Origin of the sequence: Rhodococcus phenolicus (genome assembly GCF_001646785.1) — a bacterium.
GTDB classification, from domain to species: Bacteria; Actinomycetota; Actinomycetes; order Mycobacteriales; family Mycobacteriaceae; genus Rhodococcus; species Rhodococcus phenolicus.
In genome coordinates this window covers 20,068-34,773 of record NZ_LRRH01000043.1, presented here as the reverse complement: position 1 = coordinate 34,773, position 14,706 = coordinate 20,068, and the positions used below count along the sequence as shown (strand labels likewise).

Sequence of the window (14,706 nt, the reverse complement as noted above, 5' to 3'; positions counted from 1 at the left end):
AAGAAGTTCATGATTCTTCCGACCCCCTCTGCTTATCCCGATACGGCCGCCGCTATACCCCCGGATTCGGAAGGGATGAGAGGGAGCAGGACGGGTATACGAGGCAGAACGGGTATACGGGGGTGTCCCTGTGACCGGTGAAGCGAGAGACGAACAGCGAAGGAGCGTATCGATGACCGACACGAATCCGACAGTGCCCGGCGTCCCGGGAGCGGTGACCCCCGGTGTCGACGAGCCGACGTCGGGTCCCTGCCCGGCCCTGGGAAAACCCGATCAGTCGGCACCCGAGCATGTTTCGGCCACCGGGTCCGCCGCAGGCGACCGCGCGCAGCAGGGCGATACCCTGACCACCGCGCAAGGTGTGCAGCTCACCGACACCGATCATTCCTTGAAGGCGGGTCCGCGCGGTCCGATCCTGTTACAGGATCACCACTTCCGCGAGAAGATCACGCACTTCGACCACGAACGCATTCCGGAACGGGTGGTCCACGCCCGTGGCGCCGCCGCGCACGGAGTGTTCCGGTCCAACGGCGCCGCGGCCGGCATCACCCGCGCGGCGTTCCTGCAGGAGGGTGTCGAGACGCCGGTCTTCGTTCGGTTCTCCACGGTTCTCGGGTCTCGGGGATCCGCCGACACCGTGCGCGACACCCGTGGATTCGCCACCAAGTTCTACACGAGCGAGGGCACTTTCGACCTGGTGGGCAACAACATTCCCGTGTTCTTCATCCAGGACGCGATCAAGTTCCCCGACATCATCCATGCCGGTAAACCGCATCCGGACCGCGAGGTCCCTCAAGCGCAGAGTGCCCACGACACCTTCTGGGATTTCGTCACGCTGCACACCGAGGCCACGGCCCACACGTTGTGGAACATGTCCGATCGCGGCATTCCGCGTTCCTACCGGATGATGGAGGGCTTCGGTGTCCACACCTTCCGGCTGGTCGCCGAGGACGGCACGACCTGCCTGGTGAAGTTCCACTGGAAGCCCCGGCTGGGCGTGCACTCGCTGGTCTGGGAGGAGGCGCAGATCGCCGGCGGTGTCGACCCGGACTTCCATCGGCGCGATCTCGCCGACGCCATCGAGTCGGGTGCCCATCCGGAGTGGACCCTCGGCGTCCAGGTCTTTCCCGACACTCCGGAGCAGGAGTTCGAAGGGATCGACCTGCTCGATCCCACCAAGTTCGTTCCCGAGGAACTCGCCCCGGTCCAGCCCATCGGTGTCCTCACCCTCGACGCCAATCCCACCAACTACTTCGCCGAGACCGAGCAGGTGGCCTTTCATCCCGGGCATCTCGTTCCGGGTATCGACGTCACCGACGACCCGCTGTTGCAAGGGCGGTTGTTCTCGTACCTCGACACACAGATCAGCCGGCTCGGCGGTCCCAACTTCGCGCAACTGCCGATCAACCGGCCGCACGCCCCGGTGAACGACATGCTGCGCGACGGCATGCACCAGACCGCAGTGCATCCGGGTGCGGCTCCCTACAAGCCCAACAGCCTCGACGGCGGCTGCCCGTTCACCGCAGGTGCGGGCGCGGGCTTCGTCGACGTCCCCGTGACCGTGCCCGAATCCACCAAGCAGCGAAGCAGCCCCAGTTCGTTCGAGGACCACTTTTCCCAGCCGCGGCTCTTCTACCGCAGCCTGTCCGAGGTCGAACAGGACCACGTTGCCCTTGCCTACACGTTCGAACTGGGCAAATGCTATGAGCAGGCGATCAAGGAAAGGGCATTGACGGTGCTGGCCCGCATCGACCGCGGTCTGTGCGAGAAGGTGGCCGGCGGGCTCGGCCTTCCGGTGCCCGAGACGGTGGACGAGGTCGAGTCGTCGCTCGAACCCAGCGCCGCGCTGTCGCAGGTCGGGCAAACATGGCCGGTCGACGGGCGGATCGTGGCGGTCGTGGCCGACGACGACACCGAACCTGCCGTGGTCGAGGCCGCGCTGCAGGCTCTGACGGAGCGGTCGGTGCTTCCACTCGTGACCGCCCCGCACGGCGGGAAGCTCTTCCCGGGCGAGCGGCCGGTGACGGTCTCGCGCACATTCGATACCGCTCGATCGATCGAATTCGACGCGATTCTGGTTCTCGGCCCCGCCACCGACGGTCCGGCCCGGCGTCTGCTCGACGAGGCATACCGCCACCACAAGGCGATCGGAGCGGTCGCCGGAGCTGGGGAATCGCTGGAACCGGAATGGCGTGGGACAGCCGGGGTGGTCGTCGACGATGATCCCGCGGTAGTGGCCGGGCAATTGATCGAACTGCTGGGCGCCCACCGCGTCTGGGAGCGGTGAGAAGGGCCGTGCAACGATCCGGGCGCAGACAGCGACGAGCGGGGGGCTTCACCACCGGGGGCGATCGTCGTGATCGATCGGCTGGGGCACATCCTGCGCGCGGGACCGCCGTGCGGCGCTGGGCGGCACGGCGATGGTCGGCACGCCCGGACGGTGGCCGACCTCGCCGTCCGTCTGCGGGGGAGTCACGCCGAACGCGACCTGGCCGACCGGGCGCAGACCCTGCGAACCTCGCGAGGGGACACATTCTCGCCGGGCCGGAGCGGCCCATGTCTCGCTGATGGGGACCGGTGGCCCGATCATCGTTTCGACCTGATCGTTCTCGACGAGCCACCGTCGCGACAGAAGGAGAACGATCGGTGAGCCCGTCCCGCTCGGGGTCCCGGACGGGTATTGCTTTGGATGATCGGCGAGGTGGGTGGCAGCATTGACGGGTGACCACCTACCCGCACACCGCAGAACCGACACACGCGCCCGTGATGAACGTGGCCGACATCGATGCGGCAGCGGAGCGAATTTCCCCGGCGGTGGCACCGACTCCACTCGAGCACTGCCCGCGACTGTCGGCTCTGACCGGCGCGAACGTCTACCTCAAGCGTGAGGATCTCACGCGGGTGCGCTCGTTCAAGCTGCGCGGCGCCTACAACGTGATGGCCCAGCTCAGCGACGCCGAACGGGCGGCAGGTGTCGTGACGGCCAGCGCCGGAAACCACGCGCAGGGCGTCGCGTACGCGTGCCGCTCCATGGGCATCACCGGGCGCATCTACGTCCCGGCGCGCACCCCGAAGCAGAAGTGCGACCGGATCCGGGTCCACGGCGGCGAGTTCGTCGAGCTCATCCCCATCGGTGACACCTTCGACGCCGCGGCCGCCGCCGCCCGCGCCGACGTCGAGCGCACCGGAGCCACCATGGTCGCGCCGTTCGACGACGCGCGTACCGCGGCCGGCCAGGGCACGATCGCCCGCGAGATCCTCGCGCAGTTGCCGGCCGCGCCGGATCTGGTGGTCGTGCCGGTCGGCGGCGGGGGACTGCTGGCGGGCATTGCGGCGTACCTGCACGAGAAGTCGCCGAGCACCTCGATCGTCGGGGTCGAACCGGCCGGTGCCGCGTCCATGACCGCCGCGCTCGTCGCGGGCGGTCCCGTGACGCTGCCGGAGGTCGAACCCTTCGTCGACGGTGCCGCGGTCCAGCGGATCGGGAACGTGCCCTACTCGGTGGTGTCCGGTCTGGGCGCGGAGGTGGTGTCGCACGCGAATCTGCCGTTGGTCGCGACGATCCGCCAGGACACGCTCGGCACCGGTCCCTTCGGGATGACCCAGGTCGACGAGGGGGCGATCTGCACCGCGATGCTCGAGCTGTATCAGAACGAGGGTGTCATCGCCGAACCCGCCGGCGCGCTCTCGGTCGCGGCGCTCGAACACATCGCCGCGGAGCCGGGTTCGACGATCGTGTGCCTGATCTCCGGAGGCAACAACGACGTCTCCCGGTACGGCGAGGTGATCGAGCGGTCGCTGGTGCACCGCGGGCTCAAGCACTATTTCCTCGTCGACTTCCCGCAGGAGCCCGGCGCGTTGCGGCGGTTCCTCGACGAGGTGCTCGGACCGGACGACGACATCACCTTGTTCGAGTACGTCAAGCGCAACAACCGGGAGACGGGGGCGGCCCTCGTCGGTGTCGAGCTGGGCGCAGCCGACGGTCTCGCCCCGCTGCTGGCGCGCATGGACGCGTCCAGGCTCCAGGTGCAACGGCTCGAACCGGGGTCACCCGCCTACCGTTACCTCACCTGACCCGATCGGCGCGCGTCGTCACGATCGAGCAGCCGGTCGATGACCGCGCGGTGCAGTTCGGGGTCGGGTCGCGGTAGGCCGAGCAGGGCGCCGAGGTAGATGCCGTCGCCGACCAGGCGCACGATCTCGGCGGTGACGGGGTCGTCGAACTCGGCCCGGAGCCCGTCGTCCCACGAGCGCATCACGTCGACGACGGCGCGCTGCACCTCGTCGTGCTGCCCGTCGGCGCTGCGCATCGCGGCCACCATCGAACGGAACAGGGAGATCTCCGCGGCGTCGCCCAGGTCGTCCGGGTAGGCCATGTACCACTCGGCGACCCGGGTGCCGCCGGCCACCGCCTCGGCGAGCTGGTCGTCGCTGCGGGCGCCGAGACGTCGGACCATCGCGGCCAGCATCGCTTCCTTGGTCGGGAAGTGGTACAGCAGGCCACCTTTCGAGACCCCGGCGGCCGCGGCCACCGATTCGAGGGTCACCTGGGTGAGGCCGACGTCGAGCAGGGTGCGTTCGAGTGCGTCGAGGATCCGGTCGCGTGTGTCGGAAGCCATGGTTGTGAGCCTAGCCAATCGGCTGTACCGGCCGGACGGTCCGCTGCTACCCTGGGAACTGTACCGGCTGGACGGTTCAGAAATCTCCCCGATCCGTAGGAAGAAGTCATGCACGAAGACACCGGCACCGTTGCCACCGACGCCCCGGTCAGGGCGGACGCGCGCACCTGGCTGGGCCTCGTCGTGCTCGCGTGCGCCGTGCTGCTCATCGCCGTCGACGCGACCGTGCTCGATCTCGCCCTGCCGTTCATCAGTGCGGATCTCGCACCCACCGGGGTGCAGCTGTTGTGGATCATCGATGTGTACTCGTTCGCGGTCGCGGGTCTGCTCGTGACCATGGGCGTGCTCGGCGACCGCATCGGGCGGCGCCGCCTGCTGATCGCCGGTGCCGTCGGATTCGCGGCAGCCTCCGCGCTGGCCGCGTGGGCGGTGAGCCCCGAGATGCTCATCGCGGCGCGGGTGCTGCAGGGAATTGCGGGAGCCACTCTGATGCCCGCGACGCTCGGCCTGATCCGGCACATGTTCGCCGACGCGCGCCAGCGCACGCTCGCCATCGGTGTGTGGAGCGCGATGGCTGCCGGAGGCGCAGCGGCCGGGCCGCTCGTCGGTGGATGGCTGCTCGAGCACTTCTGGTGGGGATCGGTGTTCCTCGTCAACCTGCCGATCATGGCGATCCTCGTGTTCGCTGCGCCGCGTCTGATCCCCGAATCCCGCGACCCGGCGCCGGGCCGTTTCGACCTCGTCGGCGCGCTCGCGTCGCTGGCCGCGGTGCTGCCGCTCGTCTACGCGATCAAGGAATCCGCGCTGCACGGCCTGCAACCGGAGTACCTGCTCGTCGGTGGCGTCGGCGTGCTGGCGGCACTGTTCTTCGTCCATCGGCAGCGCACCACGAGCTCGCCCCTGCTGGATCTGTCGCTGTTCGCCGAGCGCGCCTTCTCGACCGCCGTGGCCGCCAACCTGCTGTCGGTGTTCGCACTGGCCGGTGTGCTGTTCTTCGGATCTCAGTACCTGCAGCTGGTGCTCGACGTGAGTCCGCTGACCGCCGGACTGCTCATGCTTCCGGGCACCGCGGCGAGCGCGATCGGCTCGCTCGCGGCCGGGCCGCTGACCCGCCGGCTCCCGGTCGGCGCGGTACTGGCGTGCTCGCTCGCGGCCGCCGCAGCAGGCGCCGCGGCGCTGCTCGCCCTGGGGGCCGAGGGCGGCGCCGGGGTGTTCGTCGCCGGTTTCGCCGTCGTCGGTGCGGGTGTCGGCGTGTCGATGACCCTCACCACCGATCTCGTGGTGGCCGCAGCGCCGCCGGATCGGGCGGGCGCGGCATCCGCCGTCTCCGAAACCGCGTACGAACTGGGGCTGGCGCTCGGTGTGGCGGTGCTCGGCAGCGTCGTCAGCGCGACCTATCAGGGCCGGCTCGCCGAGCTGTTCCCGTCGTCCGAGGGGCTCGACACGCTCGGCAACCTGGTGGAGACGGCCCGGCACCTGCCGGACACCGCGGCGCGGGCGCTGCTGGTGGAGGGACGCGAGGCGTTCGTCGCCGGCATGCACAGTGCGTCGGCCGCCACCGCGGTGATCCTCGCGGTCACGGCACTGTTCGCGTGGCGGATGCTGCGGCGACCCTGACCGGGCCGCCGCCGGCTCGCCGGGTCAGCGGCCGGGGTCACCGTCGAGTACTGCAAACGAATGTCCCGGGATCAGTGCCGCAGACCGGGTGCGATTGACGACGGGTTCCTCCCACCACACCAGCGGAACACCGCCGACCGGAACGGTGATCGGCTCCGCCCCGAGATTGCAGGCGACGCGAATTCCGCCGCGGTGCACGACGATCCAGCGCTCTCCCTCGTCGTAGTCGACCTGGAGGTTCTCGAGCCACGGATCGGTCAGCTCGGCCCGGGACCGGCGCAGCGCCAGCAGATCCCGGTAGCACGCGTACAGCCGCGCGTGCCCCGGATCGGTGCGTTCGGCCCGGTTCAGGACGGAGCTGCGGAAGGTCTCCGGATCCTGCGGGTCCGGTACGTCACCGGTGTCCCAGCCGTGCTCGGCGAACTCGCGGCGGCGGCCCTCGACGACCGCGGCGGCGAGTTCCGGTTCCGGATGCGAGGTGAAGTACCGGAACGGTGTGCTCGCCCCCCATTCCTCGCCCATGAACAGCATCGGCGTGTACGGGGAGGTGAGGACGAGCGCGGCCTTGACGGCGAGCTGCCCGTGATCGAGATACCGGCCCGGCCGGTCGCCGCGCGCCCGGTTTCCCACCTGGTCGTGGGTGCACGTGTAGGCCAGCAGCGAACTTGCCGGGGTGCGCCGCACATCGAGGGGCCGGCCGTGCACGCGACCGCGGAAGCTCGAGTACGTGCCGGCATGGAAGAAGCCGTGCTGCAGGGTCCGGGCCAGGCAGTCGAGCGAACCGAAATCTCCGTAGTAGCCCTGTCGTTCGCCGGACACCGCCGCGTGCACGGCGTGGTGGACGTCGTCGTCCCATTGGGCGTGCAGGCCGTACCCGCCCGCCGAACGCGGGGTGATCAGGCGCGGATCGTTGAGGTCGCTCTCGGCGATCAGCGTCAGCGGACGCCCCAGATGTGCCGAGAGCCGGAAGGTTTCGGCGGACAGGTCCTCGAGTACGTGGGTGGCGGTGCGATCGACGAGTGCGTGGACCGCATCGAGTCGCAGCGCGTCGATGTGGAAGTCGCGGAACCAGCGCAGCGCGTTGTCGATGATGTAGCGGCGGACCTCGGCGGACCCGGGACCGTCGAGGTTCACGGTCTCACCCCACGTCCCGGCACCCCCGGACAGGTAGGGGCCGAAGCGGCCCAGGTAGTTCCCGGACGGGCCGAGGTGGTTGTACACCACGTCCAGCACGACACCGAGGCCGCGCGAGTGAGCGGCGTCGACGAAGCGTTGCAGCGCGTCCGGTCCGCCGTACGGTTCGTGGACCGCATACCAGAGCACACCGTCGTAACCCCAGCCGTGGGTGCCGTTGAACGCGTTGACCGGCATGAGTTCGACGAAGCCGATTCCGAGGTCGACGAGTTCGTCGAGACGCTCGATCGCCGCGTCGAGGGTGCCCGCCTCGGTGAACGTGCCGATGTGCAACTCGTAGACGACGCTGCCCGGTAGCTGCCGCCCGGTCCACGACGCGTCCGTCCAGGCCGCGGGGTCGAGTTCGTGCAGCTGGGACAGGCCGTGCACACCGTCCGGCTGGCGGGGCGAGCGCGGATCGGGCAGCACCGTCGCGTCGTCGCCCGGTCCGGCGCCGTCCACGACGAAGCCGTAGCGGTCGCCGGGGGAGGCGTCGACCTCGGCGCGCCACCAGCCGTGCTCGCCGCGGTGCATGGGATGGACGGTGCCGTCGATGTGCAGGTGGACGGACTCGGGAAGCGGGGCCCAGACCTCGAAGGTGCGCACGGACCCAGCATGCCCGCTCCGCGAGATGCGCGCAGCTTCACACGATTCGGATGCATCGGGGGTGCATCCGATGAGCTAGGGTTGCACCGATGTCCGAGAACACCGCGAAGCGGACCTACACGTCGCCGCTCCGGGAGGAAGCCGCCCGCCGCACCCGCGCCACCATCCGCGCCGCGGGTGCCCGGCTGTTCGTTCGCGACGGCTACGTCACCACCACCGTCAAGCACATTGCCGAGGAGGCCGGGGTGGCCGTGCGGACGGTGTTCACCGCGTTTCCCGGCGGGAAGTCCGAACTGTTCCGCGAAGCGCTCGACAACGCGGTGGCCGGGACCGGCGACACCACCGTCCCGCCTCGGCGGGAGGCCACGCACCGGGGCTCCGACGCCGACCTGATCCTCGAACACGTCGTCGGGTTCGGCACCGACATGCTCGAACGGGCCGGCGGCCTGTTGATGACGTCGGTGGAGTCCTCGGGTGCGGACCCGGACATGCGGCGCTTCGCCGACGAGGACGCCCGTGCCACCGCCGAGAACGCCCGCACCATCGCCGAGGGCCTGAGAGCGAGCGGGCTGCTCCGCGAGGGCGTGAGTGTCGAGCACGCCGCCGATGTGTTGTTCACGCTCAGCTCGCCGCAGGTGCACGCGCTGCTGCGTCACAGTTGCGGATGGGACGTCGAGCAGTACCGGGTGTGGCTGACGGAGACGCTGCGCGCGACGCTGCTGCGCTGACGGGGGGACCTCGCCACGGAAAGCGATCCGTCGGGCAGTGCATCCGATCGGGCGCCGGCACGATCGTCGCACCGTGCGTCCGGCGTCCGATCTGTGACCTTCAGTGATGAGTGGCCGCATTTCCACAGGTGGGATGAGGTGACCTACCCGCGGGTCGTGCACGTGCTCGGTGTGGAGGCCGCGGTGCGGGTTGTCTGCGCCACGCCGCGGGGTTCGGGATATTTCCGTGGGGGGCTCTGTGAGGCCCGCGCCGTGGCTCTTGCTGCGGAGGGGCACACCGTGCCGCTGGGATGTGTGATATTCGCAGGTAATAGGCCTGGTTCGGCCGCTGGATCGCCCCAGGGAGTCGAGCCGGGCTGCCCGCGATTTCGGCGAGGTGCGCCCGCGACCGAGAGCATCACCCTCACGGTCACGATCGCCCCCGATGGTTCGCGGTCGGGCGGGAACGTGGCCTGTTCGCTTGCCGCGCCTACTTCGACGTGGATGCGAAGCCGATCGCACTTCCCCGCAGGTGGTCGGCACGCCCGACCACTGGATCGGCACGCGGCACTGAGCCGGATTCGCACACGACCTCGGCGGTTCTTCCGATCAGTTCGCAAAACCTGGTCGCGGGCGGGTTCCGTTTCCTCGCTCCATGGGGTTCTTCGGCGAACTCCGGAGCTTCCCAAAGGAATTCATGCTCCGGGAAGCCGGGCAGGATGCAGCCTGGGTCGAGCCGCTCTACGGCTGCGTACCATTCGGCGAGCGGGTCGCTGCCGCATATCGCGTTCCCGGTCGCGCGTCTTCCAACGCCAGTGCCTGCGTCCAACGCAGTGCGTTCACACTCGACCGGTACCGAGCCTGTCCATCGTGGTCGGAGCCGTTCGGCTCTTGCCCGGTCGGATTGTCCTCGGCGACGAACACCTCTGCCGGTGGCTCGGCACCATGTCGTCTTCCCTGTGGCGCTGGGACCCTCGACGGCGATGGTCACCGGCCCGTTGTATGCATGCCCAGAGTGCCCTTGTACGCCCGGCGATCAATCCCGAGCACCGTTCGCACAGTGACACGATGCCCCGCGAAGACCACAAGGCCGTCTGTTGTGTCGTACACGACGAGCACATTTTGGTGTTCACCTACCGCGATGTCCCGATGACCGTGACCGGGCCCAGACCACAGGATTCACCGGTCGGGTGTGCGGCTATCGTGTCATCTGCGACTTGTGGATGGCGCACGCCGGCATCTGTCACACCCTGTGCAGACGCGGCTACAGCGAGCCTGACGCCGGCGCTGTCCCCAGTACTTCGACCAACCGGTCGGCGAACCCCCGCGGATGCGAGGTCATGCCGCTGTGACCGCCGGGGAAATATTCGACCGGCTCACCGAGGCGTTCGGCCAGTGCCACCACCGCGTGGCGGTTGAGCGAGTCGGGGGGAGTGGTCGAACCCACGGCGGGCACGATCCGCACCGACCCGTGCCGTAGACCCGAGATATCTTCGGCGGGAATGTTGTCGGTGCGCACCAGTGGTAGGTCGTGGGTGAAGAAGAACTCGAGATCCTCGATTCGGCGTCCGCTCGGCGGGGCAGGTAGCGGCACCTCGGGTTCACGATCGTCGAATCCGGCCCCGGTGAGCGCCGCCAGCTCGCTGATCCCACCGAGCCAGCCCTCGTCACGAAAGCGGGATTCGATCGTGTGCAGCGCGTCGAGGAAATTCGCGCGCGAGGGCTCGGGAAGCACTGCGAGGGTGGGAGCTTCGTGGGCGATGATCGTGTGGACCGAGTCGGGGTGGTGGACGGCGAGGTCGAGCGCGATCAGGGCTCCGAAACTGGACGCGAGCACGGCGGCGGGTGTGTCCGTCACCGTCGTCACCAGCTCGTGCACGTCGTCGGTGTGGCTGCGGAGGGAGTGCGCGGACGACGGGGCGGTGCAGGTGCTCCGGCCGATGCCGCGGCGGTCGTAGGTGACGACGGTGTGGTGTGGGGCGAGCCGTGCAACGAGATCGGCCGTGCGCTCGGCGTCACCGTCGCCGCCTTGCAGTATCAGCAGTACCGGGCCTGCGCCCGCGACCTGGAAGTGGAGCGTGGCTCCCGGGACGGAAAGCGTATCGACGGTGGCGTCCATGCCTGACGACGCTAATTCATCATCTGAGATGCATCAAGAGTGATGTATCGGTTCTGATTGAATCTGTGGCATGAACGGTGTGGAACTGCTGCTGCTCGGACGGAAGCTGACCAAGATCGGGGAAGACGCGCTTCCCACCGCCGGATTGCCGGAGTATTCGACGAGCGTGCGCACAGTCGTGATCGTTCTCGCCGACGTTGCTGAGCACCCCGACAGTGCCATCTGCGAAATCGCGACCCGAACCGGTCTCCCGCAGAGTGCTGTGTCCGGTGCGGTCGCTCGCCTGCGTGAGGCGGACGCCGTCGTTTCCGAGCCCGACCCGGCCGACCGGAGGCGGTCGCTGATCCGGCAGAACCCCGTCGTCTCACCCCGTGTACGCGAAGTCGCGGAGACCACCATCGACGCCGCGCTCGCGCGGGTCCTGGTATCGGCAGAGGAGGGTGTCGTCGCCGAAATCAAAGAAGCGTTGGACACCCTGGCACGTCATCTGCTGCGTGCGTGACCCGGCCCGCATTTGTGTCGCGAGCGCCCGAGGGCGGATACGACTTCGTTCCGAAGGCTCAGAAGGTCGTCGAGGAGGTGCTTTCGCTGGTCCACCGGCACCCGCCTCGCCGCGCCCCGATCGCCGGGTATCGGAGTTGTCGTATCAGGGAACGGTGAACCTGGTCATCACCAGATTCGGGTTGACGTAGGCGGTGTTGAACGCCTCGGTGGTCACGGTCAGGCCGGCGTTGCCGGATCCGATCGGGATGCTGATCTGCTGGGTCCAGGTTCCGCGGGGCGTCCCGAGACCGCTGGATTCGTTGGTCAGGTGCGCGGCCATCGTGCCGCCCTTGTGGGTGGCGGTGTTCCAGAAGTTCACGTACGCGGTGATGGAGCAGTGGCTGGTGAAAAACGGTGTCCAGGACAGTGTGACCAGCGCGATGCCCGGGCGATCGTGGGGTGTCTGCAGGGATCCGGTGATCTGACCGCTGCACGCAGTCGAGTGACCTCTGCCGAGGGTGTATGCCGTCGGCAGAGGTAGTGACTCCTGGTGATCAGCAGAGGCGGTCGGAGCCGAGAGGATCAGCGTCGACGCCGCCAGGGTCGCCGGAATCAGTGTTCTGCGAAGCCGTCTCGTCATTCGCGAAGACTACGGTACCCGTGCTGCCGAGGGACACGGCCACCGCGCCGGAACCTCTCCGGGGCTCGTCAGTCCAGCGCGTCCAGGTACACCCAGCGGCCGTCCTCCCGCACGAACCGGCTGTGCTCGTGCAGGGTGTCCTCCACGCCGTCGTACGTGTAGTGGGCACGGAATTCGACGGTGCCCTCGGTGTGCAGGAAACCGCCGCCGGTCGTGCGCAGGACCTCGAGTCCGGTCCACCGTTGCTCCGGATCGAGCTCGAGCCGGGTCGGCCGGCCCGCCGGATGCCAGGTGCGGTTCAGGTGTTCGACGTCACCGACTGCGAATGCCGTGTACCGCGACCGCATCAAGCGCTCGGCGGTCGGTGCCTCCGCGCCGCCGAGAAGCGGCCCGCAGCACTCACCGAACGACACGCCGCGACCGCACGGGCAGGGGGAATCGGCGGACGGGACTCGGATGCGTCGACGGTTCACGGTGCCCATTATCGCCGCTCTTGCCGAGGCAATCGGTGACGGGCACGATTGAATCCGTCTTCGGGAGGTGGCGGTGAGCATCGGTATCGAGTCACGGCTGAGCTACATCGACAGGCAGGGACGGCAACATCGGTACGAGCTGTCGCCCGCGACACCGCGCGTCACGATCGGGCGGTCACCGGACTCGGACGTACCGTTCACCGGCGACGAGGAGGTCTCGCGCCTGCATGCGGTGGTCGAATGGATCGGGACGCACTGGACGATCGTCGACGACGGGCTGTCACGCAACGGCACGTTCGTCAACGGTGAGCGCATCACCGGTCGGCGGCGTCTGCGCGAAGGCGACAGCATCCGAATCGGTTCGATCCGGCTCACGTTCCAGGAGATCGGGGTGGGACCGGACGAGGCGACCCGGGTCGCGTCGGAGATGCCGACGGTCCGGTCGGTCACCGACACCCAGCGTAGTGTGCTGCTCGCGCTGTGCCGCCCGTACAAACACGGCGCCGCGTTCGCCAGCCCCGCCTCGAACCAGACGATCGCCGCCGAGCTCTATCTGAGCGTCGACGCCGTGAAAACCCACCTCCGCGCACTGTTCACCAAGTTCGGCGTCGAGGATCTGCCGCAGAACCTCAAACGGGTGCGTCTGGCAGAGCTGGCCCTGCACAGCGGCATCATCACCGAACGGGATCTCTGAGACCGTCCCGCTCAGCCGACCCGCCGCAGCAGCGAGGACAACGCGTGGGCCACCTCCTCGGCCCGCTCGACGATCACCGAGTGCCCGGCACCGTCGATGCGCACCAGTTCCGCCGACGGCAGTCGCGACGCCAGCCCGGCGGACAGCTCGAACGGGGTCCACTCGTCTGCGGAACCGCACAGCACCAGCGTCGGTACAGCCGCGAGCACCGTCAGCGCCGCCGATTCGTCCAGTGCGGCGAAGGACCGCAGGAATCCGGCCATCGTCACCACCGACGTGTCGCTGTGGAGAACTTTCATCAGTGCCGCCCACCGGCTGTCCGGGGCGCGGCGCTCCGCGGCGCGACACAACGGCCCGCCCAGGCGCCCACCGAACCGGATCGCTCGTTGCATGATTCGCGGCGCCCGGGTCACCGCCCGATGGAACAGCTCGACGACCGGGCTGTGCAGGTATCGCCCGAGCCCGGAGCGGTGCAGGTCGCCGGCGGCCGTCGCGATCAGGCCGATCCCCGCCACCCTCGGACCGATCTCGTGGGGATGCTGCCTCGCGTACGACAGGATCGCCATGCCGCCCATCGAATGCCCGACCAGCACGACAGGGCCCGACACGACCGCGCGCAGCACCGCCCCCAGGTCCCGGCCCACCTGCTCGACGGTGTACGTCTCGGCGGGGGCGCCACCGGAACGGCCGTGCCCGCGGTGATCGAAGAACACCATCCGCACCGACGGACCGGTCGACCGGAGCAGCGAATCCCGCAGCGGCGACCAGCTTTCCGTGTGATTGCAGTGGCCGTGGACGAACACGACGGTCAGCGGTGCCGCGGCCGCTCCGACCTCCCGCACGGCCAGCGGGACGCCGTCGTCGGCGAGGACCGTGACGCGCCGGGCGAGCCGGGCACTGCGAATCGTGGTCATGGCGATCAGGGTGCGCCCGCCCGCGGACGGCCGCGACCGATCCCGGCGGTGGAGATCCACACCCGCGGAGTGGGCTCCACAACACCCTGGGGTGGTGGACAATCGAAAGATGCACGAGCAGCGGTATGTCGGTGTCGTCGGACCCGGCGACGCCACCCCGGAGCAGCGTCGCGTGGCCCGCCGGGTCGGCGGACTGCTGGCCGGGCGGCGCGCGGTCGTCGTGACCGGCGGACTGGGCGGGGTGATGGCGGCGGCGTCCCGCGGGGCGATCGAGGCCGGCGGCACCACCCTCGGACTGCTCCCGGGCGACGAACGCGCCGACGGCAACCCCTACCTGACGGTGGCGATACCGACGGGGCTGGGGGAGATGCGCAACGCGCTGCTCGTCCGCACGAGTGACGCGTTGATCGCGGTGGGCGGAAGCTGGGGCACCATGAGCGAGATCGCCCTCGCGGTCCGGACGGGGGTGCCCGTGGTGTCGATCGGGGGCTGGCAGATGCCCGGCCCGGGTGTGCTGGCCGTCGCCGACGCCGACGAGGCCGTGGAATGCCTGCACGCCCTGCTCTGGCGCAAGGACCCGCTCGACGGCCGGCAGTAGGCGCTGCCGGGGAGAGGGAAGGTCGACGAGGTGGTGCCGGACCACCTCTGGGGTGGGTATCGC

The 14,706-nt window shown here is 69.1% G+C and carries 13 protein-coding genes; 7 read left to right on the top strand and 6 right to left on the bottom strand.

Features of this window, described 5'->3' with window-relative positions; genetic code table 11:
- Window positions 1-172: 172 nt before the first annotated feature.
- A complete protein-coding gene (locus tag A8G15_RS13410; protein WP_068160007.1) occupies window positions 173-2,287 on the top strand; it encodes a catalase in 2,115 nt (704 codons plus the stop codon).
- A gap of 479 nt (window positions 2,288-2,766) precedes the next feature.
- Window positions 2,767-4,074 (top strand): threonine ammonia-lyase IlvA, encoded by a 1,308-nt coding sequence (ilvA, locus tag A8G15_RS13400; RefSeq protein ID WP_068160140.1) that lies wholly within the window; start codon window positions 2,767-2,769, stop codon window positions 4,072-4,074.
- Here ilvA and A8G15_RS13395 read toward each other — a convergent pair.
- Window positions 4,062-4,619, bottom strand: a complete 558-nt coding sequence (locus A8G15_RS13395; protein WP_068159998.1) for a TetR/AcrR family transcriptional regulator — start codon at window positions 4,617-4,619, stop codon at window positions 4,062-4,064. The two genes, ilvA and A8G15_RS13395, sit on opposite strands and share 13 nt — an antisense overlap.
- 108 nt (window positions 4,620-4,727) lie before the next feature.
- Here A8G15_RS13395 and A8G15_RS13390 point away from each other — a divergent pair, with 108 nt between their 5' ends.
- Window positions 4,728-6,236 carry an MFS transporter gene (locus tag A8G15_RS13390; protein WP_068159989.1) on the top strand — a complete coding sequence of 503 codons (1,509 nt, stop codon included), beginning with the start codon at window positions 4,728-4,730 and terminating at the stop codon, window positions 6,234-6,236.
- A 24-nt stretch (window positions 6,237-6,260) separates the two neighbouring features.
- Here A8G15_RS13390 and treZ read toward each other — a convergent pair whose 3' ends face one another.
- Complete coding sequence (gene treZ / locus A8G15_RS13385) at window positions 6,261-8,015, bottom strand: malto-oligosyltrehalose trehalohydrolase (protein ID WP_068159982.1); 1,755 nt, start codon at window positions 8,013-8,015, stop codon at window positions 6,261-6,263.
- Window positions 8,016-8,104: 89 nt separating this feature from the next.
- Here treZ and A8G15_RS13380 point away from each other — a divergent pair, with 89 nt between their 5' ends.
- Window positions 8,105-8,743 carry a TetR/AcrR family transcriptional regulator gene (locus tag A8G15_RS13380; protein ID WP_068159979.1) on the top strand — a complete coding sequence of 213 codons (639 nt, stop codon included), beginning with the start codon at window positions 8,105-8,107 and terminating at the stop codon, window positions 8,741-8,743.
- Between the two features lie 1,243 nt (window positions 8,744-9,986).
- Here the strand turns inward: A8G15_RS13380 and A8G15_RS13375 are convergent.
- Window positions 9,987-10,841 carry an alpha/beta fold hydrolase gene (locus A8G15_RS13375; RefSeq protein WP_068159977.1) on the bottom strand — a complete coding sequence of 285 codons (855 nt, stop codon included), beginning with the start codon at window positions 10,839-10,841 and terminating at the stop codon, window positions 9,987-9,989.
- A gap of 70 nt (window positions 10,842-10,911) precedes the next feature.
- On the opposite strand from A8G15_RS13375, the gene A8G15_RS13370 reads away from it, so the two are divergent.
- Window positions 10,912-11,343 carry a MarR family winged helix-turn-helix transcriptional regulator gene (locus A8G15_RS13370; RefSeq protein ID WP_068159975.1) on the top strand — a complete coding sequence of 144 codons (432 nt, stop codon included), beginning with the start codon at window positions 10,912-10,914 and terminating at the stop codon, window positions 11,341-11,343.
- Window positions 11,344-11,487: 144 nt separating this feature from the next.
- On the opposite strand, the gene A8G15_RS13365 is transcribed toward A8G15_RS13370, so the two are convergent.
- Both A8G15_RS13365 and A8G15_RS13360 read right to left on the bottom strand, forming a co-directional pair.
- Window positions 11,488-11,964 carry a hypothetical protein gene (locus A8G15_RS13365; protein WP_068159972.1) on the bottom strand — a complete coding sequence of 159 codons (477 nt, stop codon included), beginning with the start codon at window positions 11,962-11,964 and terminating at the stop codon, window positions 11,488-11,490.
- 68 nt (window positions 11,965-12,032) lie between these two features.
- The gene (locus A8G15_RS13360; RefSeq protein WP_068159969.1) at window positions 12,033-12,446 is read right to left on the bottom strand and encodes a YchJ family protein; all 414 of its coding nucleotides are present in this window, start codon (window positions 12,444-12,446) and stop codon (window positions 12,033-12,035) included.
- Between the two features lie 64 nt (window positions 12,447-12,510).
- Here A8G15_RS13360 and A8G15_RS13355 point away from each other — a divergent pair, with 64 nt between their 5' ends.
- Window positions 12,511-13,131 (top strand): FHA domain-containing protein, encoded by a 621-nt coding sequence (locus A8G15_RS13355; RefSeq protein ID WP_068160137.1) that lies wholly within the window; start codon window positions 12,511-12,513, stop codon window positions 13,129-13,131.
- 11 nt (window positions 13,132-13,142) lie between these two features.
- Here A8G15_RS13355 and A8G15_RS13350 read toward each other — a convergent pair whose 3' ends face one another.
- On the bottom strand, window positions 13,143-14,045 hold the full coding sequence (locus A8G15_RS13350; RefSeq protein ID WP_068160135.1) for an alpha/beta fold hydrolase: 903 nt from the start codon (window positions 14,043-14,045) through the stop codon (window positions 13,143-13,145).
- 109 nt (window positions 14,046-14,154) lie between these two features.
- On the opposite strand from A8G15_RS13350, the gene A8G15_RS13345 reads away from it, so the two are divergent.
- The gene (locus A8G15_RS13345; RefSeq protein WP_068159968.1) at window positions 14,155-14,643 is read left to right on the top strand and encodes a TIGR00725 family protein; all 489 of its coding nucleotides are present in this window, start codon (window positions 14,155-14,157) and stop codon (window positions 14,641-14,643) included.
- Window positions 14,644-14,706: the final 63 nt, after the last annotated feature.